The organism is Burkholderia lata, from assembly GCF_902499025.1.
Classification (GTDB): Bacteria; Pseudomonadota; Gammaproteobacteria; order Burkholderiales; family Burkholderiaceae; genus Burkholderia; species Burkholderia lata_C.
The window spans coordinates 174,806-199,659 of record NZ_CABVPW010000004.1 but is presented as its reverse complement, the minus strand read 5'-3'; the positions used below and the strand labels follow the sequence as shown (position 1 = coordinate 199,659).

Sequence of the window (24,854 nt, the reverse complement as noted above, 5' to 3'; positions counted from 1 at the left end):
AATTCGGCCGATTTCATTTTCGGCGGCGCAACACGATACTGCCGGCATGAATGCCAGCCAGTTGCCCGCCGCGCTCCGGGTGTTTCTCGTCGATCACGCCGTCGCCGTCCGGCAGCGGATCGCGCTGCTCGTCGGCGCGATCCGCGGCGTTGCCGTCGTCGGCGAGGCGGAGGACGGCCAGGACGCGTGGACGCATATCCGCAGCAGCCAGGCGGACGTGGTGATCGTCGACCTGCGGCTGGCCGACGGCAGCGGTCTCGACCTGATCGGGATGCTGTCGAAGGCCGCGCCGCGCATCGTCACGATCGTGCTGACGAATCACTCGGCGCCGGCATTCAGAGAGGCATGCGCGTCGGCCGGAGCCGACTATTTCTTCGACAAGACCGTCGAATTCGACGCCGCATGCCGAGTCATCGAATCCCTGGTGCACGCTCGCGCGCACCGCCCCTGACGAGCCGGAGTGACTCATGTCCACAGCCACCGCCTGCGCCGCCGACGTATCCATCACGCCTCGGCCGACGATTCCGCTTCGCGCGGTCACGCGCGCCGACGCCGCAGCCAAACATCCCGCCGCACGCTGCTCGGTGTGTGCGATGCGCTCGATGTGCCTGCCGCCGCACCTGACTGCCGCCGAATACGGCCGCCTCGACTCGATCATCTGCACGACGCGGCAGGTACGTCAGGGCGAAGCGTTGTTCCGCATCGACGATCCGTTCCAGAGCATCTATGCGGTACGCGCGGGTTCGTTCAAGACGGTGATGATGCATCGCGACGGCCGCGAGCACGTGACGGGCTTCCAGATTGCCGGTGAAACGCTCGGGATGGACGGCATCGGCGGCGGCCAGCACTGCTGCGACGCGATCGCGCTCGAAGACAGTGTGGTGTGCATCATCCCGTTCGGCGCGCTCGAAGCGGCGTGCCGCGAGATCAAGCCGATGCAGCACTTCCTCTACCAGATGCTGAGCAGCGAGATCGTCCGCGAATCGAGCCAGATGCTGTTGCTCGGCACGATGTCGGCCGAGCAGCGCGTCGCGCATTTCCTGCTGAACCTGTCGTCGCGCTTCGAGGCGCGCGGCTATTCGGCGACGGAATTCAACCTGCGGATGACGCGCGAGGAAATCGGCTGCTATCTCGGGATGAAGCTCGAAACCGTGAGCCGGATGTTCTCGCGGTTCCATCGCGACGCGCTGGTCGAAACGCGCGGCAAGCGCGTGCGCATCATCGACTCGCAAGCGCTCGCACGGGTCTGACGGAACAAGACCGACACTACGTGTGGCGGCCCGCGCGGCCCCGGCCCCGCGCGCGATGCATCATTGCACCGCGCCGCCGGTGGCGGTGGCGCGCAGCCCCACTCTTGCGCCGCCCGCCTGGCGCGCGATCAGCGCCTGTTCGGCCTGCATGAACGCGCGGCGCAGCGCGTCGTCCACGTCGTCGCCGACGCACGGCGGCAGCGCCCAGAGCGCCGCGTCGCGCATCACGAGTTCGAGCCGGACGTCGTACCGGTGTGCGCCATCGGCAGCAGCACGCGATTCGATCGCGAGATGGCAGCCGCCGATCAGCGCGCGAAACCGTTCGAGCCGCACCAGCTGCGCGCCGGCTTCGGCTTCGACCGCGGCGGAACCCGCGAATCCGTGGCAGGCGATCTGCATGCCCACGCCCATGTCGTGTCTCCTGACGGGGCCGCCCGCTCGTCGACCGCCTTGCATGTGCCGCCCGCATCGAAAGGCGGCGGCACGCGTTACCCGTAGCATGGCGCGCATTCTCCGAGCGCTGCCTGGCCGATAGTCTGCCCGCGCCTTCGTCGGCGCGGGACCGTTCATACGTTGAAGGTCTGCGACGTCTTCATTTCGATCCACGTCATGCCCGCCCGCAGCCCTTCGATCATCGCCTCGCGCTCGGTCGGATACGCATGGCTGTGCTCGAACGTGTGATGAAAACGCGCGGCACCGGAGCCATGCTCGACCGACACGCGGCAGCGGAATTCGCCCGACTCGCACGGGCGCGTCTCGACTTCGACGGACCAGTCGCGTTCGTGAATGTTGCCCTGCAGTGTCATGCACCCTCCTGCGGTATCCGTCTCAGAGCCGGAAGTGGCCGCTGTGCAGCAGCACCGGCCGGCCGCCGATTTCCTCGAGCATGCGTCGCGCCATCGCCTCGATCGCCGACCGGTGCGCGTCGAATGCGGCCAGCAGGTCGCGTTCGAGCAGCGACGGCGCGCCGAAATGATCTTCCAGCGCCTCGGCCGTGATCGCGCACTGCACGCAACGCCCGTCGACCAGTGCCGAAAACGCCACGACCAGGTCGCGTGCGCAATATTCGGGTGGTTCCGGCGGGAAGGCAATCTGCATCTGTTCGCCTGTCATCGTCGTAATGGCTCCATGACAAGAGCATAGTGGCGCGCGCGCCCGCACGCTTGACCCACGTCAACCGGTTCGCTGCGGCGCACGATAATGGCGCGGCTGCGTGCCGGCGCGGCTGCGCGATGCTGCTCGAGCCCGCTTGAGCCCATTTCAGTCCGCTTTCAGCCCGCGTCCGGTTCGATCGCCGCGCCGCGCTCCGCGAGCAGCTCGCGCAGCACGCTGCGGTGGCAATGGCGTTCGTCGTCGCAATAGCAGCCGATCGAGAACGCGGTGGTCGCCGACAGCGCCGCGAGCAGATCCAGCACCTTCGGCGCATCGCCATGTGCCATCTCCGCGCGGAAGTGTCGCCGGAACGCGTTCCATTCGGCATCGGTTTCGGCGGCCTGCGCCTGTGCGACGAGTTCGGGGCTCGGCGACAGCGTCGGCAGCCATACATCATAGTAGTTGCGCGACGCGAATTCCGCCTTCGGCACACCGCGCGGCGGCCGCCGCACCGTTCCGATCCGCAGGCCCTCGCCGGCCGCGCGCGGCGTGCCGAGCTGGATGATCCGGATGCCCATGTCGCTCCTTTCGAGTTGCGCTGGATGCCGTGATCGTACCCCCGCGCCTGCCCCCGCGTCAGCCGGGTGGCGCACATTCCGGCTGCACAATAAAAAACCGGCTGCCCCCTTGCGGGAGACAGCCGGTTCGGCGAGCCGCGTTGCGCGCCGGAGCGCGCCGCGCTCAGACGCCGCTCTTCAGCACCTTGCCGATGGCATCTGCGACGATCGCGACGTTCGAGTCGTTCAGGCCCGCCACGCACATCCGGCCCGAACGCAGGACGTACACGCCGTGCACTTCGCGCAGCGCGTCGACCTGCGATTCGGTCAGGCCCGTGTACGTGAACATCCCGCGCTGCTTCACGTAGCGCGTGAGTGCCTCGCCGCTGACGTGATCGCGCAGGCCGTCATGGATCGACTGGCGCATCCGTGCGATGCGGCGGCACATCGCTGCCAGTTCCTCTTCCCACTGCTTGCGCAGCGCAGGCGTGCCGAGCACCGCTGCCACGACCTTTGCACCGTAAGTTTGCGGGTTGCTGTAGTTCGAGCGCACGGCGCCGGCCAGCTGGCCGAGCACGCGGTCGGCCGCGGCGGCGTCCTCGCAGACGACGCTCAGGCCGCCCACGCGCTCGCCGTACAGCGAGAAGTTCTTCGAGAACGAGTTCGCGACCAGCGCCGGCACGCCGCGGCGGGCCAGCTCGCGCACCGCGAAGGCGTCCGCGTCGAGGCCCGCGCCGAAGCCCTGGTACGCCATGTCGACGAACGGCAGCAGCCCGCGCGCCTCGATCACGTCGATCAGCTTCTCCCACTGGCCTTCGTCGAGATCGACGCCGGTCGGGTTATGGCAGCACGCGTGCAGCAGCACGATGCTGCGCGCCGGCAGCGCGTCGATCGCCGCGAGCATCGCGTCGAACTTCAGGCCGCCCGTCGCCTCGTCGTAGTACGGGTACGTGTTCACCGTGAAGCCGGCGCGCTCGAAGATGAAGCGATGGTTTTCCCAGCTCGGATCGCTGAGCCACACCTGCGAATCCGGGAAATAGCGCTTCAGGAAATCGGCGCCCACCTTCAGTGCGCCGGAGCCGCCGAGCGTCTGCAGCGTCGCGATGCGGCCGGCCGCGCGGGCCGGGTGATCGGCGCCGAACACGAGCGCCTGCACGGCGTCGCGATACGCGGCCAGGCCGACCATCGGCAGGTACGGCTTCGCGCCGCTGTCGCGCTGCAGCGCGGTTTCGGCTTCGCGCACGGCACCCATCACCGGAATCCGGCCTTCGGCATCGAAGTAGATGCCGATGCTCAGGTTGACCTTCTGGTCGCGCGGATCTTTCTGGAAGTTCTCGTTGAGCGTCAGGATCGGGTCGCCCGGGTACGCGTCGATGTGTTCGAACATGGCTATGTCGGTCTCGTTTGGAAGAATGATCGGTCGTGGCCTGTATCAGCGTGCGGATGCGCCGTCGTGCACCGCATAGCCTGCATTCTTCTGACGGAAGCGATACCCGACTGCGAGCACCGCAAGCCATACCGGGATCAGGTACACCGACAGGCGGAGATCCGGCGTCAGGTACATCACGACGAGAATGCCGGCCATGAATGCCAGGCACAGGTAATTCGTGAAAGGATAGCCCAGACTGCGGAAGGAAGTCTCCTCCCCGGCTGCACGCTTCGCCTGGCGGAACTTCAGGTGGATCAGCGTGATCATCGCCCAGTTGATGATCAGCGCCGACACGACGAGGCCCATCAGCACCTCGAACGCCTTGCCCGGCATGAAGTAGTTGACCAGCACGCACACGCCGGTCGCGAGCGCCGACGCGCCGAGCGCGGCGAGCGGAATGCCGCGCTTGTTCACCGAACACAGCACCTTCGGCGCGTTGCCCTGCTTCGCGAGGCCGAACAGCATCCGGCTGTTGCTGTACACGCCGCTGTTGTAGACCGACAGCGCGGCCGTCAGCACGACCACGTTCAGCACGTTGGCCACCATGTTGCTGCTCAGCGCGTGGAAGATCAGCACGAACGGGCTGCCGCCGGTGACGACCTTTTCCCACGGATACAGCGACAGCAGCACGGCGAGCGCGCCGATGTAGAAAATCAGGATCCGGTAGATCACCTGGTTGGTCGCGCGCGGAATGCTGCGCTTCGGATCGTCGGCCTCGGCCGCGGTGATGCCGATCAGCTCCAGCCCGCCGAACGAGAACATGATCGCGGCCATCGACATCACGAGCCCCGACACGCCGTTCGGGAAGAAGCCGCCGTGCTGCCACAGGTTCCGGACACTCGCCTCCGGCCCCGCATGGCCGCTCGCGAGCAGCCAGCCGCCGAAGCCGATCATCCCGACGATCGCGGCGACCTTGATGATCGAGAACCAGAATTCCGTCTCGCCGTACGACTTCACGCTTGCCAGGTTGAGCAGGTTGATCGCGACGAAGAACACCAGCGCCGACACCCAGGTCGGCACGCCGGGCCACCAGTACTGCACGTAGATCCCGACGGCCGACAGCTCGGCCATGCTGACGAGGATGTACAGCACCCAGTAGTTCCAGCCCGACAGGAAGCCGGTGAAGTGGCCGACGTACTTGTTGGCGAAGTAGCTGAACGAGCCGGCGACGGGCTCGTCGACGACCATTTCGCCAAGCTGGCGCATGATGAAGAACGCAATGATGCCGGCCACCCCGTAGCCGAGCAGCACGGACGGGCCCGCCATCTTGATCGTCTGCGCGATGCCGAGGAACAGCCCCGTGCCGAGCGCGCCGCCGAGCGCAATCAGCTGGATGTGCCGGTTCTTCAGCCCGCGCTTCAGGCCGTCGCTCTCGTTTCCAGAAACCATGTCTTCTCCACTCTGTCCGCCTCCGCCTGAAGCGGTGCGGCGCGCCTCGGTGTGCCGGGCGCTGTTTTGCTGTGCCGGGGCCGTTCGTGGAGCCGCCGGGTTGGGGACTGCAATCTTCGCGTGGCGGCGCCCGATTCGTGTCGGCGTGCCCGCCAGACCGGCCGCCGACTGTCGCCGCGCCCGCCTTGCTGCGTTCGCACACGAAAATCCGGCGTCAGTTTAGCGTCGCGACGGCGAAATCGGGTTTCGTAACCCGTTCATGCAAACCCTACATTATGAGATAAGATTGCATCCAGGAGACCGATGAGGAAATAAAAATGCATGAACCAGTTCTGGATCGCCTCGATCGCCACTTGCTCTCGATCCTGCAGGAGAACGGCCGCGCGTCGAACCTCGATCTGGCGAAGGCCGTCGGCCTGTCGCCCGCGCAGACACTGCGCCGCCATCGGCGGCTGGAGGAGATCGGTGCGATCCGTCGCTATGAAACCCGGCTGTGCCCGGACACGCTCGGTTTCGGCGTCACCGCATTCGTGCACGTGACGATGGAGCGCGGGCATATCCGCGACCTGACGAAGTTCCAGAAACTGGTGTCCGATCTCGCGCAGATCCAGGAGTGTTTCTCCGTGACGGGCGACATCGACTATGTGTTGAAAGTCGTCGCGCACGACCTGAAGGGCTTGTCGCGGTTCCTGCTCGAGACGCTGATGCGCATTCCCGGCGTGAGCGGCGTGCATTCGAGCGTGTGCCTCGACGAGATCAAGTGCACGAGTGCGATGCCGGTTGAAGGCTGAAGGTTGACGCTGCGGGCCGCACGCTCGGCCCGCCTGCTTACCTCACCGCTTCAAACGCACTGATCAGCAACGCCCCCGCCGCGATCACCGCACACCCCAATGCCCGGCGCGGCGTCAGCCGTTCGCCGAGATACACGCGTGCGATCAACGCCGCGAACACCACGCTCGTTTCCCGCAGCGCCGACACCGGCCCCATCGGCGCGCGATCCATCGCCCAGATCACGATGCCGTACGCGAGCGCCGCGAACACGCCGCCGCACGCTGCCTTCGCCGTTTCGCCGACATCCTGCGTCAGCCGCAACGGCCCCGCCCGCAGCCGGTAGTACGCGGCCATCATCGCGCCCGTCAGCACGAACATCCACGCGGTATAGCCGATCGTGTTGCCGCTTTCCCGCACGCCGATCCCATCGACCACGCTGTACGCCGCGATCGACACACCGGTCGCGAACGCGGTCGGCAGCACCTGCGTCATCCGGTGCGTGGCGCCGCGCCCGCGCTCCAGCCCGATCGCGAGGATGCCGGCGCAGATCAGCACGAGCCCCGCCTGCGCGCCCAGGTTCAGCCGCTCGCCCGCGAACGCTGCCGCGCCGAGCGTGACGAGCAGCGGCGAGGTGCCGCGCGCGACCGGATACGCGACGCTCAGGTCGCCCTGCTCGTACGCGCGGACCAGCAACAGCGTGTAGACGACGTGCAGCACGGCCGATGCGACGACGCACGCCCAACTCGCCGCCGAGATCGGCGCCGCGGCCGGCAGGAACAGCAGCGCGAACAGCCCGATCGCGATCTGCAGCACCGTGGCCGACCGCAGCCGGTCGCCGCTGCTGCGGACAAGCGCATTCCATGATGCGTGCAGGAACGCCGCACACAGCACGGCAAACAAAACGGGGATCGGCACGCTGAATACTCCCTGACGGTCGGCCACGCGAAATCGTCGCCACAGGGCGTTCATCGTATGAATACGTCATCCGGTTGTCAAAAAACCGGCGCCGCACCGCACCCTGCGCAAACCGGCCGGCGCCGCCCTTTCGCCCGCCCAGCATGGCATCCGGGGCAGCGCGCCCACGCGCCCCGATATGTGACGCGAAGGTGGCATGCGGTCTGCCCCTTTCCGTTTTCTTTCGCCCGGCATTCCGCCGTAATGAAATCGATACCGCAGCGCAATCGTTGCGAAACCACTCCGTCCCCATATCTTCATACGCGACTGTTTCAATGCGCGTGCTCTCTCACGAGCTCCGCGCCGAACCCACACGGCGACGGGGCCGCTCTCCACCATCGAAGACCTTACCTGGAGTTTCCCGATGTTCCGTCAAGCCTTGCTCGTCACCGCCTGCGCTGCCGCAGCGCTGGCGCTGTTCGCCTGCGGCGGCAGCGATCCGACGTCGACGCCCGCCGTGTCGTCGCAGGACGCACTGCAGACCGCCACGCCGATCAAGCACGTCGTCGTGATTTACGGTGAAAACATCTCGTTCGACCACTACTTCGGCACCTACCCGAACGCGACGAACCCGTCGGGCGAACCGGCGTTCTCCGCGAAGTCCGGCACGCCGACGCCCAACGGCCTGACGGGCACGCTGCTCACCGCGAACCCGAACTTCACGAACACGGCCAACGGCACCGACGCGGCGAACCCGTTCCGCCTCGACCGCACGCAGGCGGCGACCGCCGACCAGAACCACGCGTACACGGCCGAGCAGCAGGCCGAGGACAACGGCCTCGCCGACCTGTTCCCGAAATACACCGGCAAGGGCTCGTCCGGCGGCGCCGGCGCGTTCGGTACGAAGGGCCAGGTGATGGGCTACTTCGACGGCAACACCGTGACCGCGCTGTGGAACTACGCGCAGCGCTTCGCGATGAGCGACAACATGTACACGACGTCGTACGGCCCGTCGACGCCGGGCGCGCTGAACGTCGTGTCGGGCCAGACCAACGGGATGCAGATCGTCAAGTCGTCCGCGCAGCCGTCGACGCTCGCGAAGAGCTCGTACTACATCAATGACGGCCAGGGCGGCTTCACGATGATCAACGACGTCGACCCGGGCTTCGATCTGTGCTCGAGCACGACCGACCAGGCGATGATGACGGGCAAGAACATCGGCGACCTGCTGAACGGCGCGAAGATCACGTGGGGCGGCTTCATGGGCGGCTTCAACCTGTCGACGACGAACGGCAACGGCACCACGGGCTGCAGCCGCAGCACGGTCGCCACCGCCGTGAACGCCGCGACGTCCGACTACATCCCGCACCACAACTGGTTCCAGTACTACGCGTCGACCTCGAACCCGCAGCACGCGCGCCCGAGCTCGGTGGCAGCGATCGGTTCGAGCCTCGAGTCCGACGGCAAGACCGCCGAACCCGCGAACCACCAGTACGACACGGACGACTTCTTCGCCGCCGTGAAATCCGGCAACTTCCCGTCGGTCAGCTACCTGAAGGCTCCGGCCGCCCAGGACGCGCACGCCGGCTACTCGGATCCGCTCGACGAGCAGGCGTTCGTGACGAAGGTCGTCAACTTCCTGCAACAGCAGCCGGACTGGCAGAACACGGCCGTGATCGTCACCTATGACGACTCGGACGGCTGGTACGACCACGTGTACACGGCGCCGACGCGTGCATCGTCGGACCCGGTCGACCAGGTCAACGGCAGCGGCAAGTGCGGCACGGGCGGCACCACCGGCGTGAACGGCACGACCGTGAACGGCCGCTGCGGCCCGGGCGTGCGCATTCCGCTGATCGTGATCTCGCCGTACGCGAAGCAGAACTACGTCGACCACACGATGCTCGACCAGTCGTCCGTCGTGCGCTTCATCGAGGACAACTGGCTCGGCGGCCAGCGCATCGGCGGCGGTTCGTTCGATGCGACGGCAGGCGACCTGCGCGCCCTGTTCGACTTCACGTCGAAGCCGAACACGACGCCGCTGTATCTCGACCCGACGCTCGGCACCGCATTGAGCGCGGCACCGGCGATCTGACCGGTACTTCGTGACCGCATGGCCGGCGCATCACGCGCCGGCCGTTTCCGTTTAACGCGCCGCTTCGTGCGGCGCCCGATTTCCGACCGACAGCATGACAGCTCGCCCTGCGTTCCCGTCTCCCGACACCACCGGCAACCGCGCACCGCGCACGCCGTCCCGCCTCCTGCGCCGTGCGGCGTTCGTGATCGGCGCCGCCGTGCTCGGCTATGGCGCGTTCGCGATCGCGTTCCCCGCGCAGGTGCCCGCGGCGATCGGCACCGTCGTGGCCGACTGGACCGGCGCGAACCCGCATCCGGTCGTGCTGCAGCGGCCCGCCGCGCAGCCGCTGTCGGCAGTCGCGCAGCTCGGCCGCGCGCTGTTCGCCGATCCGTCGCTGTCCGCGTCGGGCAAGCAGTCGTGTGCGTCGTGCCACAGCCCGGACCATGCGTACGGCCCGCCGAACGCGCTCGACGTGCAGCCGGGCGGCCTCGCGATGACGCAGCAGGGCTATCGCCCGCCGCCGTCGCTGATGTACCTGTACCGCCAGCCGAACTTCAGCATCGGCCCCGATGCCGGTGAAAACGACGCCGCGCCGACCGTCGCGCAGCAGGCCGCGTCGGCGGCCGGGGTCGTCAAGGCGCAGAAGGTGGCCGGCACGTCGGCCGCGCCGCAGCTCGTGCCGCAGGGCGGGATGTTCTGGGACGGCCGCGCCGATACGCTGCAGCAGCAGGCGTTCGGCCCGCTGCTGAATCCGGTCGAGATGGCGAACGCAAGCATCGACGACGTCGCGCGCAAGCTCGCGCAGTCGTCGCACCGCGCGCAGCTCGAGCAACTGTTCGGCACGCGCGTGTTCGACAGCCCGCAGCTCGCGGTGTCGGAGGCGATGTTCGCGATCGCGCGCTACCAGGTCGAGGATCCGTCGTTCCACCCGTACAACAGCAAGTACGACCGCTGGCTCGAAGGCCGTGCGCGCCTCACGCAGGCCGAACTGCGCGGGCTGCGCCTGTTCAACGATCCGGACAAGGCGAATTGCGCGGGCTGCCACCTGTCGAAACCCGGCAAGGACGGGCTGCCGCCGATGTTTACCGATTACCAGTACGAGGCGCTCGGCGCGCCGCGCAACAAGGACCTGGCGCAGAACCGCAACCCGGCGTTCTACGATCTCGGCGTGTGCGGGCCGTTCCGCGATGACCTGAAGGACCAGACCCAGTACTGCGCGATGTTCCTGACGCCGACGCTGCGCAACTCGGCGACCCGCCACGTGTTCTTCCACAACGGCGTGTTCCATACCCTCGACCAGGTGATGGCGTTCTACAACGAGCGCAGCATCTCGCCGCAGAAGTTCTATTCGCGTGGCGCGGACGGCAAGGTCGACGAGTACGACGACATCCCGCCGAAATATCGCGCGAACGTCGACGTGACCGATGCGCCGTTCGATCGCAAGGCGGGCGACAAGCCCGCGATGACGGCGCAGGACATCAAGGATATCGAAGCGTTCCTGGGTACGCTGAACGACGAGCCGGTGCAACACTGAGTGCAGGATGACCGCCGCGCTGCGTCGGGTCAGCAGCGCGCGCGGATGCAAAGGAAGGCCGGGGCCATCGACAGCTCCGCATGAAGCCGCTCCGATGCGGCCTTCATCTCGGGCAGCGGCTTCGGCTCGACGAACCGGTCGAGCCGCCAGCCGCTGTCGGCCACGGCGTTCAGGATGTCGGCGAGCGGCCGCCGCCACGCTTCGACATACGGTTTCGGTTCACCGAAACCCGACCAGTGAAAGCCGAAGCGGGAGGTATCGAAATAGGTGCCCTCGCCGCGCGTGCGTTCATCCATCCAGTCGCGCATCGGATGCGCCATCGAAAACACGAGCGTGGCGCCCGGCCGCGCGACGCGCCGGAATTCGCGCAGCGTCGGCGCAAGATCGCGCACGTAGTCGAACGCGAGCGAACAGACGACCTTGTCGAACGCTGCGTCGGGCAACCAGGCGAGCGGCCCCTCCAGATCGCCCTCCACGATGTCGACCGGGAGGCCCGCGCAGCGCGCTCTCGCCAGCGCGACCATCTCCGGCGTGACGTCGAACGCATGCACCGTCGCGCCCCGGCGTGCGAGGTGTGCGCTGCAGATGCCGGGCCCGCAGCCGGCGTCGAGCACCGCCAGGCCGTCGACATCGCCCAGCAGCGCCATCGTTGCCGGACGCTCGTAGAGCGCGTTGTGCGCCTTGGTCGGCGCGATGTCGGCGTACCGTTGCGCGAAGCTCGCGTACGCGTGGCGGCCGGGTGGTTCGGTCGGATCGGTCATGCGGACTCCGTCGGCGGAAACTGAGGGAACCGATTCTGCCCGATCCACCGGCGGATGGCGATCTGCGTCCGGGCGGCCGCTACCAGGCCATGCCGCCCGCCTCGCGCCCGGCCCCGTCAGAACAGATACATCCCCGCGACGAACACGACACCCGAGAACAGCAGCGTCGTCACGCAATACCCCATGATGTCGCGCACGCCGAGCCCGGCGATCGCCAGCGCGGGCAGCGCCCAGAACGGCTGCGCCATGTTGGTCCACGCTTCGCCGTACGCGATCGCCATCGCGGCCTTGCCGAGATCTGCGCCGAGCGCTTGTGCCGCCGGCATCACGAACGGGCCTTGCACGACCCAGTGGCCGCCGCCGGAGGGCACCGCGAAATTGATCACGGCCGAGCTCAGGAACGCTAGCAGCGGGAACGTGTGCACGTTCGCGATATCGACGAACCACTTCGTGATCACGCCCGCGAGCCCCGAGTGATCCATCAGCGCCTGGATGCCCGCGTAGAACGGGAACTGGATCATGATCCCCGATGCGCCGCGCGCCGCACCGGCCACCGCGCGGGCATAGGCCATCGGCGTACGGTGCAGCAGGATGCCGGCCGCGAGGAACGCGAGGTTCACGGTGTCGATGTCGAGCGCGAAGCCCTTCTGCACGAACTTCAGCACGAGGAACGCCGCGCACAGCGCCGCGACGAGGACCGACAGCGCGCGGCTTTCCTCCATCCGCTCCGCGAACGTCGCGTCGGGCCCGAGCTGGCGCTCGACGCTCGGCGGTTCGGCCAGCAGCGCCGGATCGACGCTGACGACGTCGCCGGGCTTCGGCATCATCATGCGCGCGAGGAACGGCAGCATCACGATCAGGCCGATCGTGATGAACGCGTTGTAGCCGGTGAAGATCGTCTGCGACACGGGAATCAGCCCGATGGTCTTCTCCATCGGATTGCCCTTTGTGGCCGCGACGAGCGGGACCGAACCCGACAATCCGCCATGCCAGCTCAGGAAGCCCATGTACGCGGACGCGACGAGCAACCGGTAGTCGCTGCCGGCGACACGACGCGCCACTTCGCGCGCGAGCATCGCGCCGAGCACGAGGCCGAAGCCCCAGTTGATCGCGCACGCGAGTGCGCCGACGAACGCGACGAGCATCACGCCCTGCCCCGGCGTGCGTGCGGTGCTCGCGAGCGCGACGAGCATGCGCTTCACCGGCGGCGAGCTCGCGAGTGCGTGACCGGTGACGAGAATCATCACCATCTGCATCGAGAACGCGAGCAGGTTCCAGAAACCCGAACCCCACATCGTCGTGAGCTGCGCGGGCGTATTCGGCGTGAGGCCGAATGCGAGCGCGAACGTGACGATCGTCAGCAGGATCGCGAAAATCAACGGGTCGGGCAACACGCGGTGGACCACCTGCGTGAAAAAGCGGGAAATACGCTGAATCAACTTGAGCTCCTCGTTTCCTGATAGGGACGTCCGCGCGTGTCGTTGTTGGTGGAGGCGCGGAAACGCGCGGATTCTTGCACAGAACCGGCGGACGCGCTCGGGAGTGCGGCTGCGATTGCGTGCGGGCGCGATCGTGGAAACGGGGGAGGAAAACGGCGATCGGCGGTGCGATCGGCACCGCCGGTGAAAAGGACGAAGGCGTGTGCGTCAGCGAATAGCCGTCGCTGGTGTGGCCACGGTTGCAACCGCACTCACCCGCCGCTCGGCCAGCCGCTGCGCGAACCGGTACGCGACGAGCGAGCCGGCCACTGCAAGCAGCATCGGCACGAGGCTGTCGTGATCCGCTCGGGTGAATTCGAGCAGCAGCACGACCGCCGTGATCGGCATCTGCATCGACGCGGCGAGAAACGCGGTCGCGCCAATGAGCGCACAACCGCCGATCGACGCTCCCGGCCACACGAGGCTCCATAGCCCGCCGAGCACGACACCGAGCAGCGCGCCGTTCGCGAGGCCCGGCGTCAGCAGGCCACCTTCCGCGCCCGCTCGCAGGCTGCCGGCCTCGATCAGCACCTTCAGCACGAGCAGTGCAGCGGCGAGACCGATCGTCAACGTGCCGTCGAAGCCCAGCGACGCCGGACCCTTGCCGTTGCCGAGCAATTGCGGAAACCGCATCGCGAGCACGCCGATCACCGCGAAGTTGACCAGCGCGAGCACGGGCAGCCGCCCGTCTTTCGGCGCGTTCGCCCGGGCACGCGTCGTGAGCCGCACGAAGCCGTATGCGGCAAAACCGAACAGCGGCCCGCAGACGATCGACCACGCCACCAGCGGCGTGCTCAGCACGAACGGCGGCACCGTATATTGGTGTTCGTTGCCGAGGCCGATCCACGCAACGGCCGCCGCGATCGCCGACGTCGCGACCGCCACGACCAGCGCACGCAGTTCGAACGTGCCGAGCAGCACTTCGAGCACGAAGACCGCCCCGCCGAGCGGCACGTTATAGACGGCCGCGAGGCCCGCGCCCGCACCGCACGCGACCATCAGCCGGCAGTCATCCGGCGTGAGCCCCGCCGCATGCGCAAGCCGCCCGGCAAGCAGCGAACCGATCTCGCGCGGAGCGACTTCGCGGCCGAGCGGCGAGCCGAGCGCGACGGTGACGATCTGCAGCAGCGCGTGAATCGTCGTGCTGACGACCGGCATCCGCGGGTCCGCCGCGCGCACTGCACGGCGGATGCTGACAAGCGGCCGGCCATACCGGTACAGCGCCCACCAGCCGCCGCCCGCGACGATCCCGCAAATGACCAGCACCCCGAGCCGGCGCAGCGGATCGGCACCGGTCACACCGGTGAGGAAGCTCTCGGTACCGATCGCGTGCGCGACGCTGTAGCCGTACGCGACGTGCTGGATCGCGTGCAGCAGCAGCGCGAGCAGCATGCCGCCGAGGCCCGCGCCGACGCCGGTCAGGATCGTGACGACGGCCACGCGCGCGAACGGGCTGGCGGCCGGCAAAGGGGATGCGGGGGCGGACGGGAGATCGAGGCGCATGGGGTCGGCGATTGGAATCGAAATGACGGCGCGCAACACGCGCGCCGCCGTCAGGACCGCATCGTAGGCCGGCACCCATCATGAGACAAACGTATTTTTCTAATCAACTCATGTATTTCATGAATACATGACGCCAGACGGGCCGCGATCGCCCGCCGTGCACCTCAATCCGGATACGTGACGCGCTCCGGCTCGCGCCGCAGGATCACCTTCCCGTGGCGGATCGACAGCGTGGCCTTGGCTTGCCGCCGCACCGCTTCGTAGTCGCCGTCCGCGTCGAGCACGACGAGATTCGCCGGACGCCCGACCGCGATGCCGTAGCCGTCGCCGAGATGCATCGTCGTCGCGCTGTGGTCGGTCACAAAGTCGAGGCAGCGCTGCAGGTCCTGGTAGCCCATCATGTGGCAGATATGGAGGCCCGCATCGAGCACGCGCAGGATGTTGCCGTTGCCGAGCGGATACCACGGATCCTTGATCGAATCCTGCCCGAAGCACACGTTGATGCCCGCGCGGTCGAGTTCCGCCACGCGTGTGACGCCGCGCCGCTTCGGAAACGTGTCGAAGCGCCCCTGCAGGTGGATGCTCTCGGTCGGGCACGAGATGAAGTTCAGGCCCGCGCGCTTCAGCAGGCGGAACAGCTTCGAACAGTACGCGTTGTCGTACGAGCCCATCGCGGTCGTGTGGCTCGCCGTCACGCGCGCGCCCATCCCGCGCACACGCGTCTCTTCCGCGAGCACTTCGAGGAAGCGCGAATGCGGATCGTCGGTCTCGTCGCAATGCACGTCGACGAGGCACCCGGTGCGCTCCGCGAGATCCATCAGGAAGCGGATCGAGCTGACGCCCTGCTCGCGCGTGTTCTCGAAATGCGGAATCCCGCCGACGACGTCCGCACCCAGGTCGATCGCCTGCTCCATCAGCGCGCGGCCGCCGTCGAACGATTCGATACCCTCCTGCGGAAACGCGACGATCTGCAGGTCGATCAGCCCGCGCGCCTCGTCCTTCACTTCCAGCATCGCCTTCAGCGCGGCGAGCGTCGGATCCGTGACGTCGACGTGCGTGCGCACGTGCTGGATCCCGTGATCGCGCAGCATCCCGATCGCCGCGTGCGCGCGTGTCTTCGTGTCCTCGTGCGTGATCGTCGCCTTGCGTTCGGCCCAGCGCTCGATGCCCTCGAACAGCGTGCCGCTCATGTTCCAGGCCGGCTCGCCGGCCGTCAGCACCGCGTCGAGGTGGATATGCGGCTCGACGAGCGGCGGGATCGCCAGGCGGCCGCCCGCGTCGATGTCCGCTGCGCCCGTGGGCGCGACCGGTGCCGACTGTGCGTCGACCCGCGCGATCGTGCCGCCGTCGATGCCGATCGTGAACAGGCCGTCGCGCCCCCTCAGGCGTACGTTGAACAGATTCATGTGGAGTCTCCCCGTGGCATCCATGAAAACGGCCGCGCGCTTCGCGTCGGCGGCCGTGCGATCCAGTTGACGGGTATCGGTGAAAAGTGTCGAGGCGCGCGTGTCCTCGCACGCGTGTGACGCCCGTCATGGACGCAAACGCCCCATTCTCCACGCGCCGATCGCACCGATCAACTGCCACGCCGCGTCCCGCTCATGTTGCAGCGACGCGACAACCGGTCCGCGCCGAACGGATGCAACGCACGCGCGACCACGCAAAGACCGCCAGCGTCACACGCGGGCGGCGCGTCGTGTCAGTTTTGTGAAGGACTCTTGCCGGATCCGGAAAGGTGCGCTCGCGGCCCCCGCCGGCCTTGCACGCGCGATGCGCTCCTATACTTGCGCCGAACTTTTGTTCCCAGTCCCACACGCAGGAGCCCTGACTTGAAAAAAAACCTCATCGCCGGCGCATGCACCGCCGCACTGTTCGCCCCCCTCGCTCACGCACAGAGCTCGGTCACGCTGTACGGCCTGATCGACGCCGGCATCGTGTACACCAACAACGCCAACGGTGCATCGCTGTGGCGCCTGAACAGCGGCACCGTCAACGGCAGCCGCATCGGGTTTCGCGGTACCGAGGATCTCGGCGGCGGCCTGAAGGCGCTGTTCGTGCTCGAGAACGGCTTCAACGTGAACAACGGCGGGCTCGGGCAGGACGGCAAGCTGTTCGGCCGCCACGCGTACGTCGGCCTGAGCCAGAACGGCTATGGCACGCTGACGCTCGGCCGCCAGTACGACACGATGGTCGATTTCGTCGCGCCGCTGTCGGCCACGGCCGGCGACTTCGGCGACACGAGCTTCGCGCATCCATTCGACAACGACAACCTGAACCACTCGCTGCGCATCAACAACGCGGTCAAGTACACGAGCGAGACCTATGCGGGCTTCAAGGTCGGTGCGATGGTCGCGTTCTCGAACGCATCCAATTTCGGCGCGAACCGCGCGTACAGCGTCGCGGCAAGCTACACGAACGGCCCGCTTAAGCTGGCCGGCGCGTACCTGCAGATGAACGGCACGAAGGGTTCGACGAGCGCGAGCCCCGGCGCGACCGATGCGGCCGAAGCGAAGAGCCTGAACCAGGGCGGCTGGTCGATCGGCTCGGACCGCATGCGTTCGTACGGCGGCGGCATCAGCTACGGGTTCGGCCCGGCCACCGTCGGCTTCGTCTATACGCGTTCGCAGTATGACAACACGGGCTCGTTCGGCTCGACCGGCCAGATCGCATTCAACAACTACGACGTGAACGTGCGCTATGCGGTAACGCCGGCCGTCAGCCTCGGCGCGGCCTACGTGTACACGGACGCCAGCGTGTCGAACCCCGACAGCAAGCACAGCACCGATCCGAAGTGGCACCAGGTCGACCTGCAGGCCGTCTACAAGCTGTCGCGCCGCACGGACGTCTACGCGGAAGCGATGTACCAGCACGCAGCGGGCCGCGGCTACCAGGCGTTCATCAACGGCTCGGGCGGCGCATCGAGCACGGCGAACCAGATCGTCGGCACGATCGGCATGCGCACGCGCTTCTGACCGGCGCGATGCATCGTCGCCCGCCGGCCACGAACCTGCGTTCGCACGCGGGTTCGCGGGCCGCGGGCGGCTCGCACCAATGTTGTTCCATCTGGAAGGCAGCCTGCCTGGAATCGGGGTTTTTACGCGCGCGGGTGCTGCGTAGACTGCCAGCAAAGGTCGGGGTCACGCATCGCGCGTCGAACCGGCCGCCTACCCCGTCCCCAGGAGAACCTCGTGAAATCGCTCGTCGTTACCGCCGCCGCTGCCGTCCTGCTTGCTGCACCGGCCCTGTCTTTCGCCCAGTCGGCACAGTCGCCCGTCACGCGCGCGCAAGTGCTGCAGGAATTGATCGATCTCGAGTCGGTCGGCTACAACCCGGCGCGCGGCGAAGTCAACAACTATCCGGACGACATCATGGCGGCGCAGGAACGACTCCACGAAAAACGTCTCGCGGAACAGAAGGCTGCACACGCCGCCTATGGCCCGGCCGGCGCACCCGCAACGGAATCGGGCGCGGCTGCGAAGCCCGCGCTGTAACCGCATGACGAAGCGCCACGCCCGCGTGAACGATGTCTTGCGGGCGCGGCGCGGGTTGCGTTCGCGTGGTTTGCGTGAAGAGAAGAAGCAGGCAGTGCGCCGATGCACGCTCGCCGCTCAGGCCGCCTGCGGTTCGCGATCGATCGCGTTCAGCATCTCGACGTCGCGCGCGATCATCGCCGGCACCTGGGCTCGCAGCATCTCGACCCAGGTCCGCACCTTCGCATCGACGAAGCGGCGCGACGGATACAGCGCGTACACGTTCATCTTCTGCAGGATATGCGCGGGCAGCACGCGGACGAGCGTGCCGTCGCGCAGTGCGTCGATCGCCGAGTACAGCGGCAGCATGCCGATCCCGATCCCGTCGCGGATCGCGAGGGCCAGCGATTCGGCCGTATTGGTCTGCACCGGCCCCGCGACGTGGATCTGCTCGACGCCTTCCGGCCCTTCGAGCACCCATTCGTGCGTCGGGAACGCCGGCGTGCACAGCGTCAGGCACGCGTGCGCAGAGAGATCCTGCGGGCGTACCGGCGCGCCGTGGCGTTTCACATAGTCGGGTGACGCGCACAGGATGCTGAAGGTCGAGCCGAGCAGGTGCGACACGAGTTCCGAATCGGGCAGCGACGACGCGGTCACGACGGCCATGTCGCTCGTGCCGTCGAACAGGTCGGGCATGCGCTGCGACAGCGACAATTCGATCGACACGTCCGGGAACTGCGCGTGATAGCGCGTGAGCGTGGGCAATACATAGTGATGGCCGACGCTCGCGAAGCTGTGCATGCGCAGTACGCCGGCCGGCCGTTCGTGCGCGCAGCTCGCCTCTTCTTCCGCGCGGTCGACGTCGGCGAGGATCTGGCGGCAGCGCCGCAGATAGCTTTCGCCGGCCGACGTGAGCGCGAGACGGCGCGTCGAACGATTCATCAGACGGGTGCGCAGGCGCGCCTCGAGCTCCGACACCGCGCGCGACATCGCGCCGGTCGTCGAATTCAGCGATTGCGCGGCGGCGGTGAAACTGCCCGTCTCGACGACGCGCGAAAACACCCGCATGTTTTGTAGGGTATCCATTCCTGTGAGCAACCTGTAGCGGAGCCGCTATTTTCCTCCACTGGATGCGACAGATTGTTACTCCGGCTGCAACTATCGTTTCCCCGCAGCTGCGTTAATGCGCGGGCGCCGCACTCCTACAATCGGCGCCTCAACAGTCGAACGGACCCGTTCGGACGTGCCAGGCACCTCGCCCGGCCCCGTGCCGGCCCCCTCTTTTCATGAAGCCACAACCTGCGATCGAGCGTCCTTCCATCGAACCGCCACGATGGAGGACCTGGCTCGATCCACTCGGCGACGCGGCGCGCGACTGGGCCGCGAGCGACGGGCTGATCTGGCTGCACCTCGCGAAAACCGTGTTCGCGGCGCTCCTCGCGATGGGCATCGCGATGCGCCTGGAGATGTCGCAGCCGCGCACGGCGATGACGACCGTATTCGTGCTGATGCAGCCGCTGTCGGGGATGGTGTTCGCGAAGAGTTTCTACCGCGTGCTCGGCACGGCCGCCGGCCTCGTTGCCGCGCTCGCGCTCGGCGGGCTGTTCGCGCAGCAGCCCGAGCTGTACATGGCCGGCATCACGCTGTGGATCGGCACCTGCATCGCGCTCGCGGTGCGCAACCGCCACTTCCGCTGGTACGGCTTCGTGCTCGCCGGCTATACGGCCGCGCTGATCGGCCTGCCGTCCGTGATGACCCCGCAGACGCTGTTCCAGTCCGCGCTCACCCGTGCCGCGGAAGTCGCGCTCGGCATTGCGTGCTCGGGCGCGGTCAGCGCGCTGATCCTGCCGCTCAGCTCCGCGAAGGCGCTGATGCGTTCGCTGGGCACCCGCCACGCGACGTTCGCGGCGTTCACGGCCGGCGCGCTCGCAGGCGACGTCGCACGCGGCGATTTCGAGCGGCGCTTCGCCGATTTCGTCGACGACATCGTCGGCTTCGAGGCCAACCGCGCGTTCGCGTCGTTCGAGGATCCGCACATTCGTGCGCGCAGCCGCCGCCTCGCGCGGCTGAACAGCGAGTTCATGAACGCGTGTACGCGGCTGCATGCGCTGCACCAGCTCGTCAAGCGGCTGCGCGCCAACGGCTCGGACGCGGTGCTCGATGCGCTGGCGCCGCACGTCGACGCGCTCGCGCAGCGCTTTGCCGCGCTGCGCGACGAGCGGCAGCGCGGCATCGCGCCGGCCACCGGCGCACTGCTCGAACTGCGCCGCTTCCACAGCGCGTTGCCGAAAGCCGCGCGCGCGTCGCGGCGAGACATCGAAGCGCATGCGGCCGGCGGCCTGCTCGACTTCGATACCGCGATCGAGCTGCTGTACCGCTTCATCGGCGAATATCTCGGCTACGCCGATACCTATGCATCGCTCGACCAGGACGATCACGCGTTCGAGCGCTCGGTCACGCATTACGCGGTCAAGACCAACTCGTTCTTCGTCGGTTTCGCGTTCCTGCGCACGATCGTCGCCGTCGGTGCGATGAGCGCGTTCTGGCTCGCGTCCGAATGGCCGAGCGGCCCGCTCGCCGTGATCGCCACCGCGATCGCGTGCGCGCTCAGCTCGACGTCGCCGCGCGCACCGAAGTTCGTTGCGCAGATGAGCGTCGGCGCGGCATTCGCGACCGCGGTCGGCTACGTGTTCCTGTGCTACGTGTATCCGAACATCGACGGTTTCCCGCTGCTGTGCGCCGCGCTCGCGCCGGTGCTCGGCCTCGGTGCGTTTCTCGCGATGCGGCCGGGATTGTCCGGCTACGGGATCGGCTTCGCGGTGTTTTTCTGCCTGCTCGCGGGGCCCGACAACGTGATCGCATATACGCCCGAGGTGCTGATCAACAACGGCCTGGCGATCGTCATCGCGATGCTCGCGTGCTCGCTCGTGTTCGCGGTCGTGTTCCCCACCCACATGCCGTGGCTCACGGGCCGGATCGCGCACGACCTGCGCCGCCAGGTCACGCTGGCGTGCGAAGGGTCGACGGAGCGCCTTGCGCAGCGCTTCCAGTCGAGCACGCACGACCTGATGGCGCAACTGCGTACGCTGCTCGTGCGACGCACGCGACAGCATCGCGACGCGATGCGCTGGATGCTGTCGACGCTCGAGGTCGGCCACGCGGTGATCGACCTGCGCGACGAACTGAATGCGTTCTGCGCATCGAAACCGCCGCAAACGCTGCGCTGGACCGGCTCGATCGACGCGGTGCTGCACGAGCTGCCGCGCTTCTTCGACGATCCGACGCCCGGCCACCACGCGCGCACGCTGAAATCGGTGAATCTCGCGATCCGCGCGGCGCAGCACACGCTGCAGGCGTGGTATGCGGTGCCCAGCGAGCGGCACCGCATGCAGCGCATCGTCGGCTGCCTGCACTTCATGCGCAGCGCGCTGCTGGACAAGGATGCGCCGTTCAACCGGCACCGCCATTGACGATCGGTGCGCGTACAACGTGATCCTTGTTCCGGATGGAAATAAGCTCTACAGCCGCGGTGATTAATCTTTAAGCAGTGCGAGCCTATAGTTTCCTCACTGCCAGCGAGACTGGCAATCACCCAGGAGAAACCCAAATGAAGCCGCTGCACCTCGCCCTCGTTGCCCTGTCGCTCACCGCTGCTGTCGCTCACGCACAGCCGGCACCGGCAGACGTCGCACAGCAACAGGCGAACCGCGCTGAAGCCGTCGCAACCGCCGGCCGCGTCGATCGTTCGCAATCGAAGCAGGAAGATCCGAACGCGTGTGTCGGCCCCGTCAGCTTCTGCAACATCTACTTCGGCAGCTGAGCATGACGCCGCGTCGTCACGGCCAGGCCCGCACCGCCCGCGTCGCATGCGCGGGCGAGCGGCGGCCCGGCCGATCGCCGCATCGCCGCTCCCCCGCACGCCGCTTCGATTGAAGCGGCGCATGCCGTTTCAGGCGCCGCGCCCCGGCCGCCAGCCCACTTCGCGCAACGCATCCAGCAAGCGCGCCTGCCCCAGCCCTTCGACCCGCGCCCCGCGCGACTCGACGTCGCCACCTGCGACGAGCGCATTCACGATCGCTTCCTCCACCGCTTCCGCCGCTGCGACGAACAGCGCAGAAATATGGTCGTTGTTGACCATCTTCACGCCGGTGGTCGGCGCGCCCTTGCTGCCGTAGTTCGCCGCCGGCAGGCCGTCGTTGCCCGTTGCGAATGCCAGGAAGATGTCGCCGCTCGAATCCTCGGTGCCGCCGCCGACGCGCGCCAGCCCGACGCTCGCGCGCTGCGCAAGACGCGTGCACTGGTGCGGCAGCAACGGCGCGTCGGTCGCGATCGTCACGACGATCGAACCCATCCCGGCCTCGCCTTGCGCATCCGGCGCACGGAACGGCGAAGGCACGTGCCGCAGCACTTCGCCGACCGGATAACCGGCCACGCGCAGCATCTCGCGCACGCCGTAGTTCGCCTGCACGAGTGCGCCGACGGTCCAGCCGCCCGCCTCGGCCGCGAGCACGCGCGACGCGGTGCCGATGCCGCCCTTGAACTCGTGGCAGATCATCCCCGTGCCGCCGCCCACACCGCCTTCGGCAACCGGCCCCGACTGCGCGGCGGCCAGCGCGCGCTGCACGTGCGCGGCGCTGACGTGCTGGCCCCAGATGTCGTTCAGCAGCCCGTCGTAGGTTTCCATCACGACCGGCATGCACCAGTACACGCGGCCGGCCGCCGCTTCACGCTCGTTCGCGACGAGTGCATCGCGCACCGCGCCGACGCTGTGCGTGTTCGTATAGGCGATCGGCGTGGTCAGCAGGCCGGCCTCGCGGATCCATTCGAGCCCCGTCGCGTCGCCGTTGCCGTTCAGCACGTGCACGCCCGCGAAGCACGGCGAATCGTGCACGGCGCCTGCGCGCGGCTCGATGACGGTGACGCCGGTGCGGATCGATGCGTCGCCGTTCTCGACGTTCAGCGTGCAATGTCCGACCCGTACGCCCGGAACGTCCGTGATCGCGTTGAAGCGGCCCGGTGTGCCGAGTCCGATGCGGATGCCGAGATCCCTCGTGCGCATGATGCAATTCCTCCAGTCTTTCAATGGTTCGGTGTTTCGGTGTTTCGGTATGGCAAGACTTCGATCCGGCGCTCAGAGCGTGCGGAAGGCTTCGCTGTGGCGCGCCCAGACCGCATACATCACGAGCGCGGCGGCCAGCAACCCCGCGATGATGATCAGGTCGGTCGGTTTCGTGGCCGTTGCGAGCGTGGTGTAGAGCGTATACGCAGCGCCGACTACCGCGACGAGCGGCGTCACGGGCCACAACGGCATCCGGTAGTGGTGTTCGACGTCACGGCGCACGAACCGGCTCGCGAGCGCGGCCAGCCCGACGACCAGGTAGATCAGCAGCAGCAGGTCGACCGTGAACGCGGTCAGTTCGTCGAGGCTCGACACGAACACGAGCCCCGCCGACGGCACCGCGAGCGCGATGGTGGCGAGCCACGGCGATTCGAAGCGCGGATGGATCGTCGAGAAGGCGCGGTTGCAGGTGCGCGACCAGAGCGCATGGCGGCCGCTGCTGTACAGCAGCCGGCCCATCGTGATCACGATCGCGATGATCGCATTGAACACCGACAGGAAGATCCCGCCGCTGACCACGCGCGACACGGCCGGGTTGCTCAGCGAACGCACGACATAGCCGATCGGGTCGGCGCTCTTCGTCAGCTCCGTCAGCGACGGCGCGCCGAGCACGATCGCGGTGAGCGGAATCAGCTCGACGACGAGGATCACGAGCAGCGAATAAATCACCGCCTTCGCGACGTTGCGATTGCCGCCGCGCAGGTCTTCCGCGAGATACGCGGCCGAGCCGAAGCCGTTGTAGCAGAAGATCGCGGTGCCGATCGCCGGGACGATCGCGGCCAGCGTCGCCGGCACGAGTGCGTTGCCGCTCGCGACGACCGGCGCGATCAGCGCGTCGGCGCCACGATGCGGCGAACCGAAGCCGAGGCCCGCGATCAGCATCAGCACGCCGATCTCGACGACCAGGAACGCGCCCGTGATCCACGCGTTCGTCTTGATGTTCAGCATGCCGAGCAGGTAGCTGAGCAGCACGATCGTCAGCGCGACCGACTGGTTGCTGAAGTGCGTGCCGAGCGCGTTGTTCAGGTATGGCGCGGCGCCGCTCGCGAGCACGGCCGGGATGAACACGCTGACGGACAGCACCGTGATGAAGGTCAGGTAGCCGGGCAGCGTGCCGAACACGCGCTTGGCCATCACGTACTCGCCGCCCGCGCTGCGGTGCGCGGCGCTGAGCTCCGCGTAGCAGAGCGCGAACGCCAGCGCGAGCACGCCGCCGAGCAGGAACGACAGCACGGCGCCGCTGCCGGCCTGCTGGATCGCGAACGGCGCGATCACGAAGATCGAGCTTGCGGGCGTCACGCCCGATACGGTGATCATCACCGCATCGCGCACGCTGAGCGTCTGCGACAGCGCGCGCGGCGCGTCTTCCGTTGCAGGCGCCGCTTGCAGCGTGCCCGTCGATTCCGACATCATCGCCATTTCGTTCTCCTGTGCTTGGGCCAATCCTTTGCCACTTTTTTTTGAACGCCCATACTCGGGCCCGATTGATTGCGTGGCAGTCTAGGAAGCCAATTTCAGGACCGCTATTCC

General features: G+C 67.5%; 23 protein-coding genes. 9 read left to right on the top strand and 14 right to left on the bottom strand.

The features are described 5' to 3' along the window. Positions 1 to 46 precede the first annotated feature (46 nt). Entirely contained in the window at positions 47 to 451 is a 405-nt protein-coding gene (locus tag BDI24065_RS05715; RefSeq protein ID WP_085037653.1) for a response regulator transcription factor, read from the top strand. 16 nt (positions 452 to 467) lie between these two features. After that, positions 468 to 1,250 carry a helix-turn-helix domain-containing protein gene (locus BDI24065_RS05710; RefSeq protein ID WP_175030391.1) on the top strand — a complete coding sequence of 261 codons (783 nt, stop codon included), beginning with the start codon at positions 468 to 470 and terminating at the stop codon, positions 1,248 to 1,250. 60 nt (positions 1,251 to 1,310) lie between these two features. Here the strand turns inward: BDI24065_RS05710 and BDI24065_RS05705 are convergent, their stop codons facing one another. From BDI24065_RS05705 to BDI24065_RS05680, 6 genes are all read right to left on the bottom strand, one after another. After that, positions 1,311 to 1,661 carry a metal ABC transporter ATPase gene (locus BDI24065_RS05705; RefSeq protein ID WP_175030390.1) on the bottom strand — a complete coding sequence of 117 codons (351 nt, stop codon included), beginning with the start codon at positions 1,659 to 1,661 and terminating at the stop codon, positions 1,311 to 1,313. A 155-nt stretch (positions 1,662 to 1,816) separates the two neighbouring features. After that, the gene (locus BDI24065_RS05700; protein ID WP_089497012.1) at positions 1,817 to 2,056 is read right to left on the bottom strand and encodes a UDP-glucose 4-epimerase; all 240 of its coding nucleotides are present in this window, start codon (positions 2,054 to 2,056) and stop codon (positions 1,817 to 1,819) included. A gap of 22 nt (positions 2,057 to 2,078) precedes the next feature. Beyond that, the gene (locus BDI24065_RS05695) at positions 2,079 to 2,363 is read right to left on the bottom strand and encodes a DUF1488 domain-containing protein (protein WP_175030389.1); all 285 of its coding nucleotides are present in this window, start codon (positions 2,361 to 2,363) and stop codon (positions 2,079 to 2,081) included. A 158-nt stretch (positions 2,364 to 2,521) separates the two neighbouring features. Continuing rightward, complete coding sequence (locus BDI24065_RS05690) at positions 2,522 to 2,920, bottom strand: DUF488 domain-containing protein (RefSeq protein WP_011355271.1); 399 nt, start codon at positions 2,918 to 2,920, stop codon at positions 2,522 to 2,524. Positions 2,921 to 3,083: 163 nt separating this feature from the next. Beyond that, positions 3,084 to 4,286 carry an amino acid aminotransferase gene (locus BDI24065_RS05685; protein WP_174985219.1) on the bottom strand — a complete coding sequence of 401 codons (1,203 nt, stop codon included), beginning with the start codon at positions 4,284 to 4,286 and terminating at the stop codon, positions 3,084 to 3,086. A gap of 45 nt (positions 4,287 to 4,331) precedes the next feature. Next, on the bottom strand, positions 4,332 to 5,717 hold the full coding sequence (locus BDI24065_RS05680; protein ID WP_175030388.1) for an amino acid permease: 1,386 nt from the start codon (positions 5,715 to 5,717) through the stop codon (positions 4,332 to 4,334). A 317-nt stretch (positions 5,718 to 6,034) separates the two neighbouring features. On the opposite strand from BDI24065_RS05680, the gene BDI24065_RS05675 reads away from it, so the two are divergent. Further along, on the top strand, positions 6,035 to 6,508 hold the full coding sequence (locus tag BDI24065_RS05675) for an Lrp/AsnC family transcriptional regulator (protein WP_175030387.1): 474 nt from the start codon (positions 6,035 to 6,037) through the stop codon (positions 6,506 to 6,508). A 37-nt stretch (positions 6,509 to 6,545) separates the two neighbouring features. On the opposite strand, the gene BDI24065_RS05670 is transcribed toward BDI24065_RS05675, so the two are convergent. Then, positions 6,546 to 7,457, bottom strand: coding sequence for a DMT family transporter (locus BDI24065_RS05670; protein WP_175030386.1), 912 nt, complete (start codon positions 7,455 to 7,457; stop codon positions 6,546 to 6,548). 349 nt (positions 7,458 to 7,806) lie between these two features. On the opposite strand from BDI24065_RS05670, the gene BDI24065_RS05665 reads away from it, so the two are divergent. Together BDI24065_RS05665 and BDI24065_RS05660 are read left to right on the top strand one after the other, a co-directional pair. After that, positions 7,807 to 9,477, top strand: coding sequence for a phospholipase C (locus BDI24065_RS05665; protein ID WP_175030385.1), 1,671 nt, complete (start codon positions 7,807 to 7,809; stop codon positions 9,475 to 9,477). Between the two features lie 94 nt (positions 9,478 to 9,571). Further along, positions 9,572 to 10,993 carry a cytochrome-c peroxidase gene (locus BDI24065_RS05660; RefSeq protein WP_175030384.1) on the top strand — a complete coding sequence of 474 codons (1,422 nt, stop codon included), beginning with the start codon at positions 9,572 to 9,574 and terminating at the stop codon, positions 10,991 to 10,993. 29 nt (positions 10,994 to 11,022) lie between these two features. On the opposite strand, the gene BDI24065_RS05655 is transcribed toward BDI24065_RS05660, so the two are convergent. From BDI24065_RS05655 to codA, 4 genes are all read right to left on the bottom strand, one after another. Then, a complete protein-coding gene (locus BDI24065_RS05655) occupies positions 11,023 to 11,754 on the bottom strand; it encodes a class I SAM-dependent methyltransferase (protein ID WP_175030383.1) in 732 nt (243 codons plus the stop codon). Between the two features lie 116 nt (positions 11,755 to 11,870). Beyond that, a complete protein-coding gene (locus BDI24065_RS05650) occupies positions 11,871 to 13,193 on the bottom strand; it encodes a TIGR00366 family protein (RefSeq protein WP_043183641.1) in 1,323 nt (440 codons plus the stop codon). A 207-nt stretch (positions 13,194 to 13,400) separates the two neighbouring features. After that, positions 13,401 to 14,735 (bottom strand): chloride channel protein, encoded by a 1,335-nt coding sequence (locus tag BDI24065_RS05645; protein ID WP_175030382.1) that lies wholly within the window; start codon positions 14,733 to 14,735, stop codon positions 13,401 to 13,403. A 164-nt stretch (positions 14,736 to 14,899) separates the two neighbouring features. Then, a complete protein-coding gene (gene codA / locus BDI24065_RS05640; protein ID WP_175030381.1) occupies positions 14,900 to 16,141 on the bottom strand; it encodes a cytosine deaminase in 1,242 nt (413 codons plus the stop codon). A 423-nt stretch (positions 16,142 to 16,564) separates the two neighbouring features. Here codA and BDI24065_RS05635 point away from each other — a divergent pair, with 423 nt between their 5' ends. After that, positions 16,565 to 17,707 (top strand): porin, encoded by a 1,143-nt coding sequence (locus BDI24065_RS05635; RefSeq protein WP_175030380.1) that lies wholly within the window; start codon positions 16,565 to 16,567, stop codon positions 17,705 to 17,707. 216 nt (positions 17,708 to 17,923) lie between these two features. Then, complete coding sequence (locus BDI24065_RS05630) at positions 17,924 to 18,226, top strand: DUF4148 domain-containing protein (RefSeq protein WP_175030379.1); 303 nt, start codon at positions 17,924 to 17,926, stop codon at positions 18,224 to 18,226. Between the two features lie 117 nt (positions 18,227 to 18,343). On the opposite strand, the gene BDI24065_RS05625 is transcribed toward BDI24065_RS05630, so the two are convergent. Next, positions 18,344 to 19,291, bottom strand: a complete 948-nt coding sequence (locus BDI24065_RS05625; protein WP_175030378.1) for a LysR family transcriptional regulator — start codon at positions 19,289 to 19,291, stop codon at positions 18,344 to 18,346. A 200-nt stretch (positions 19,292 to 19,491) separates the two neighbouring features. Here BDI24065_RS05625 and BDI24065_RS05620 point away from each other — a divergent pair, with 200 nt between their 5' ends. Continuing rightward, positions 19,492 to 21,675 carry an FUSC family protein gene (locus BDI24065_RS05620; protein ID WP_175030377.1) on the top strand — a complete coding sequence of 728 codons (2,184 nt, stop codon included), beginning with the start codon at positions 19,492 to 19,494 and terminating at the stop codon, positions 21,673 to 21,675. Positions 21,676 to 21,812: 137 nt separating this feature from the next. Then, complete coding sequence (locus BDI24065_RS05615; RefSeq protein ID WP_041493313.1) at positions 21,813 to 22,025, top strand: hypothetical protein; 213 nt, start codon at positions 21,813 to 21,815, stop codon at positions 22,023 to 22,025. Positions 22,026 to 22,154: 129 nt separating this feature from the next. On the opposite strand, the gene BDI24065_RS05610 is transcribed toward BDI24065_RS05615, so the two are convergent. After that, entirely contained in the window at positions 22,155 to 23,264 is a 1,110-nt protein-coding gene (locus tag BDI24065_RS05610) for a DmpA family aminopeptidase (RefSeq protein WP_175030376.1), read from the bottom strand. Between the two features lie 72 nt (positions 23,265 to 23,336). Then, entirely contained in the window at positions 23,337 to 24,743 is a 1,407-nt protein-coding gene (locus BDI24065_RS05605; RefSeq protein WP_175030375.1) for an APC family permease, read from the bottom strand. Positions 24,744 to 24,854: the final 111 nt, after the last annotated feature.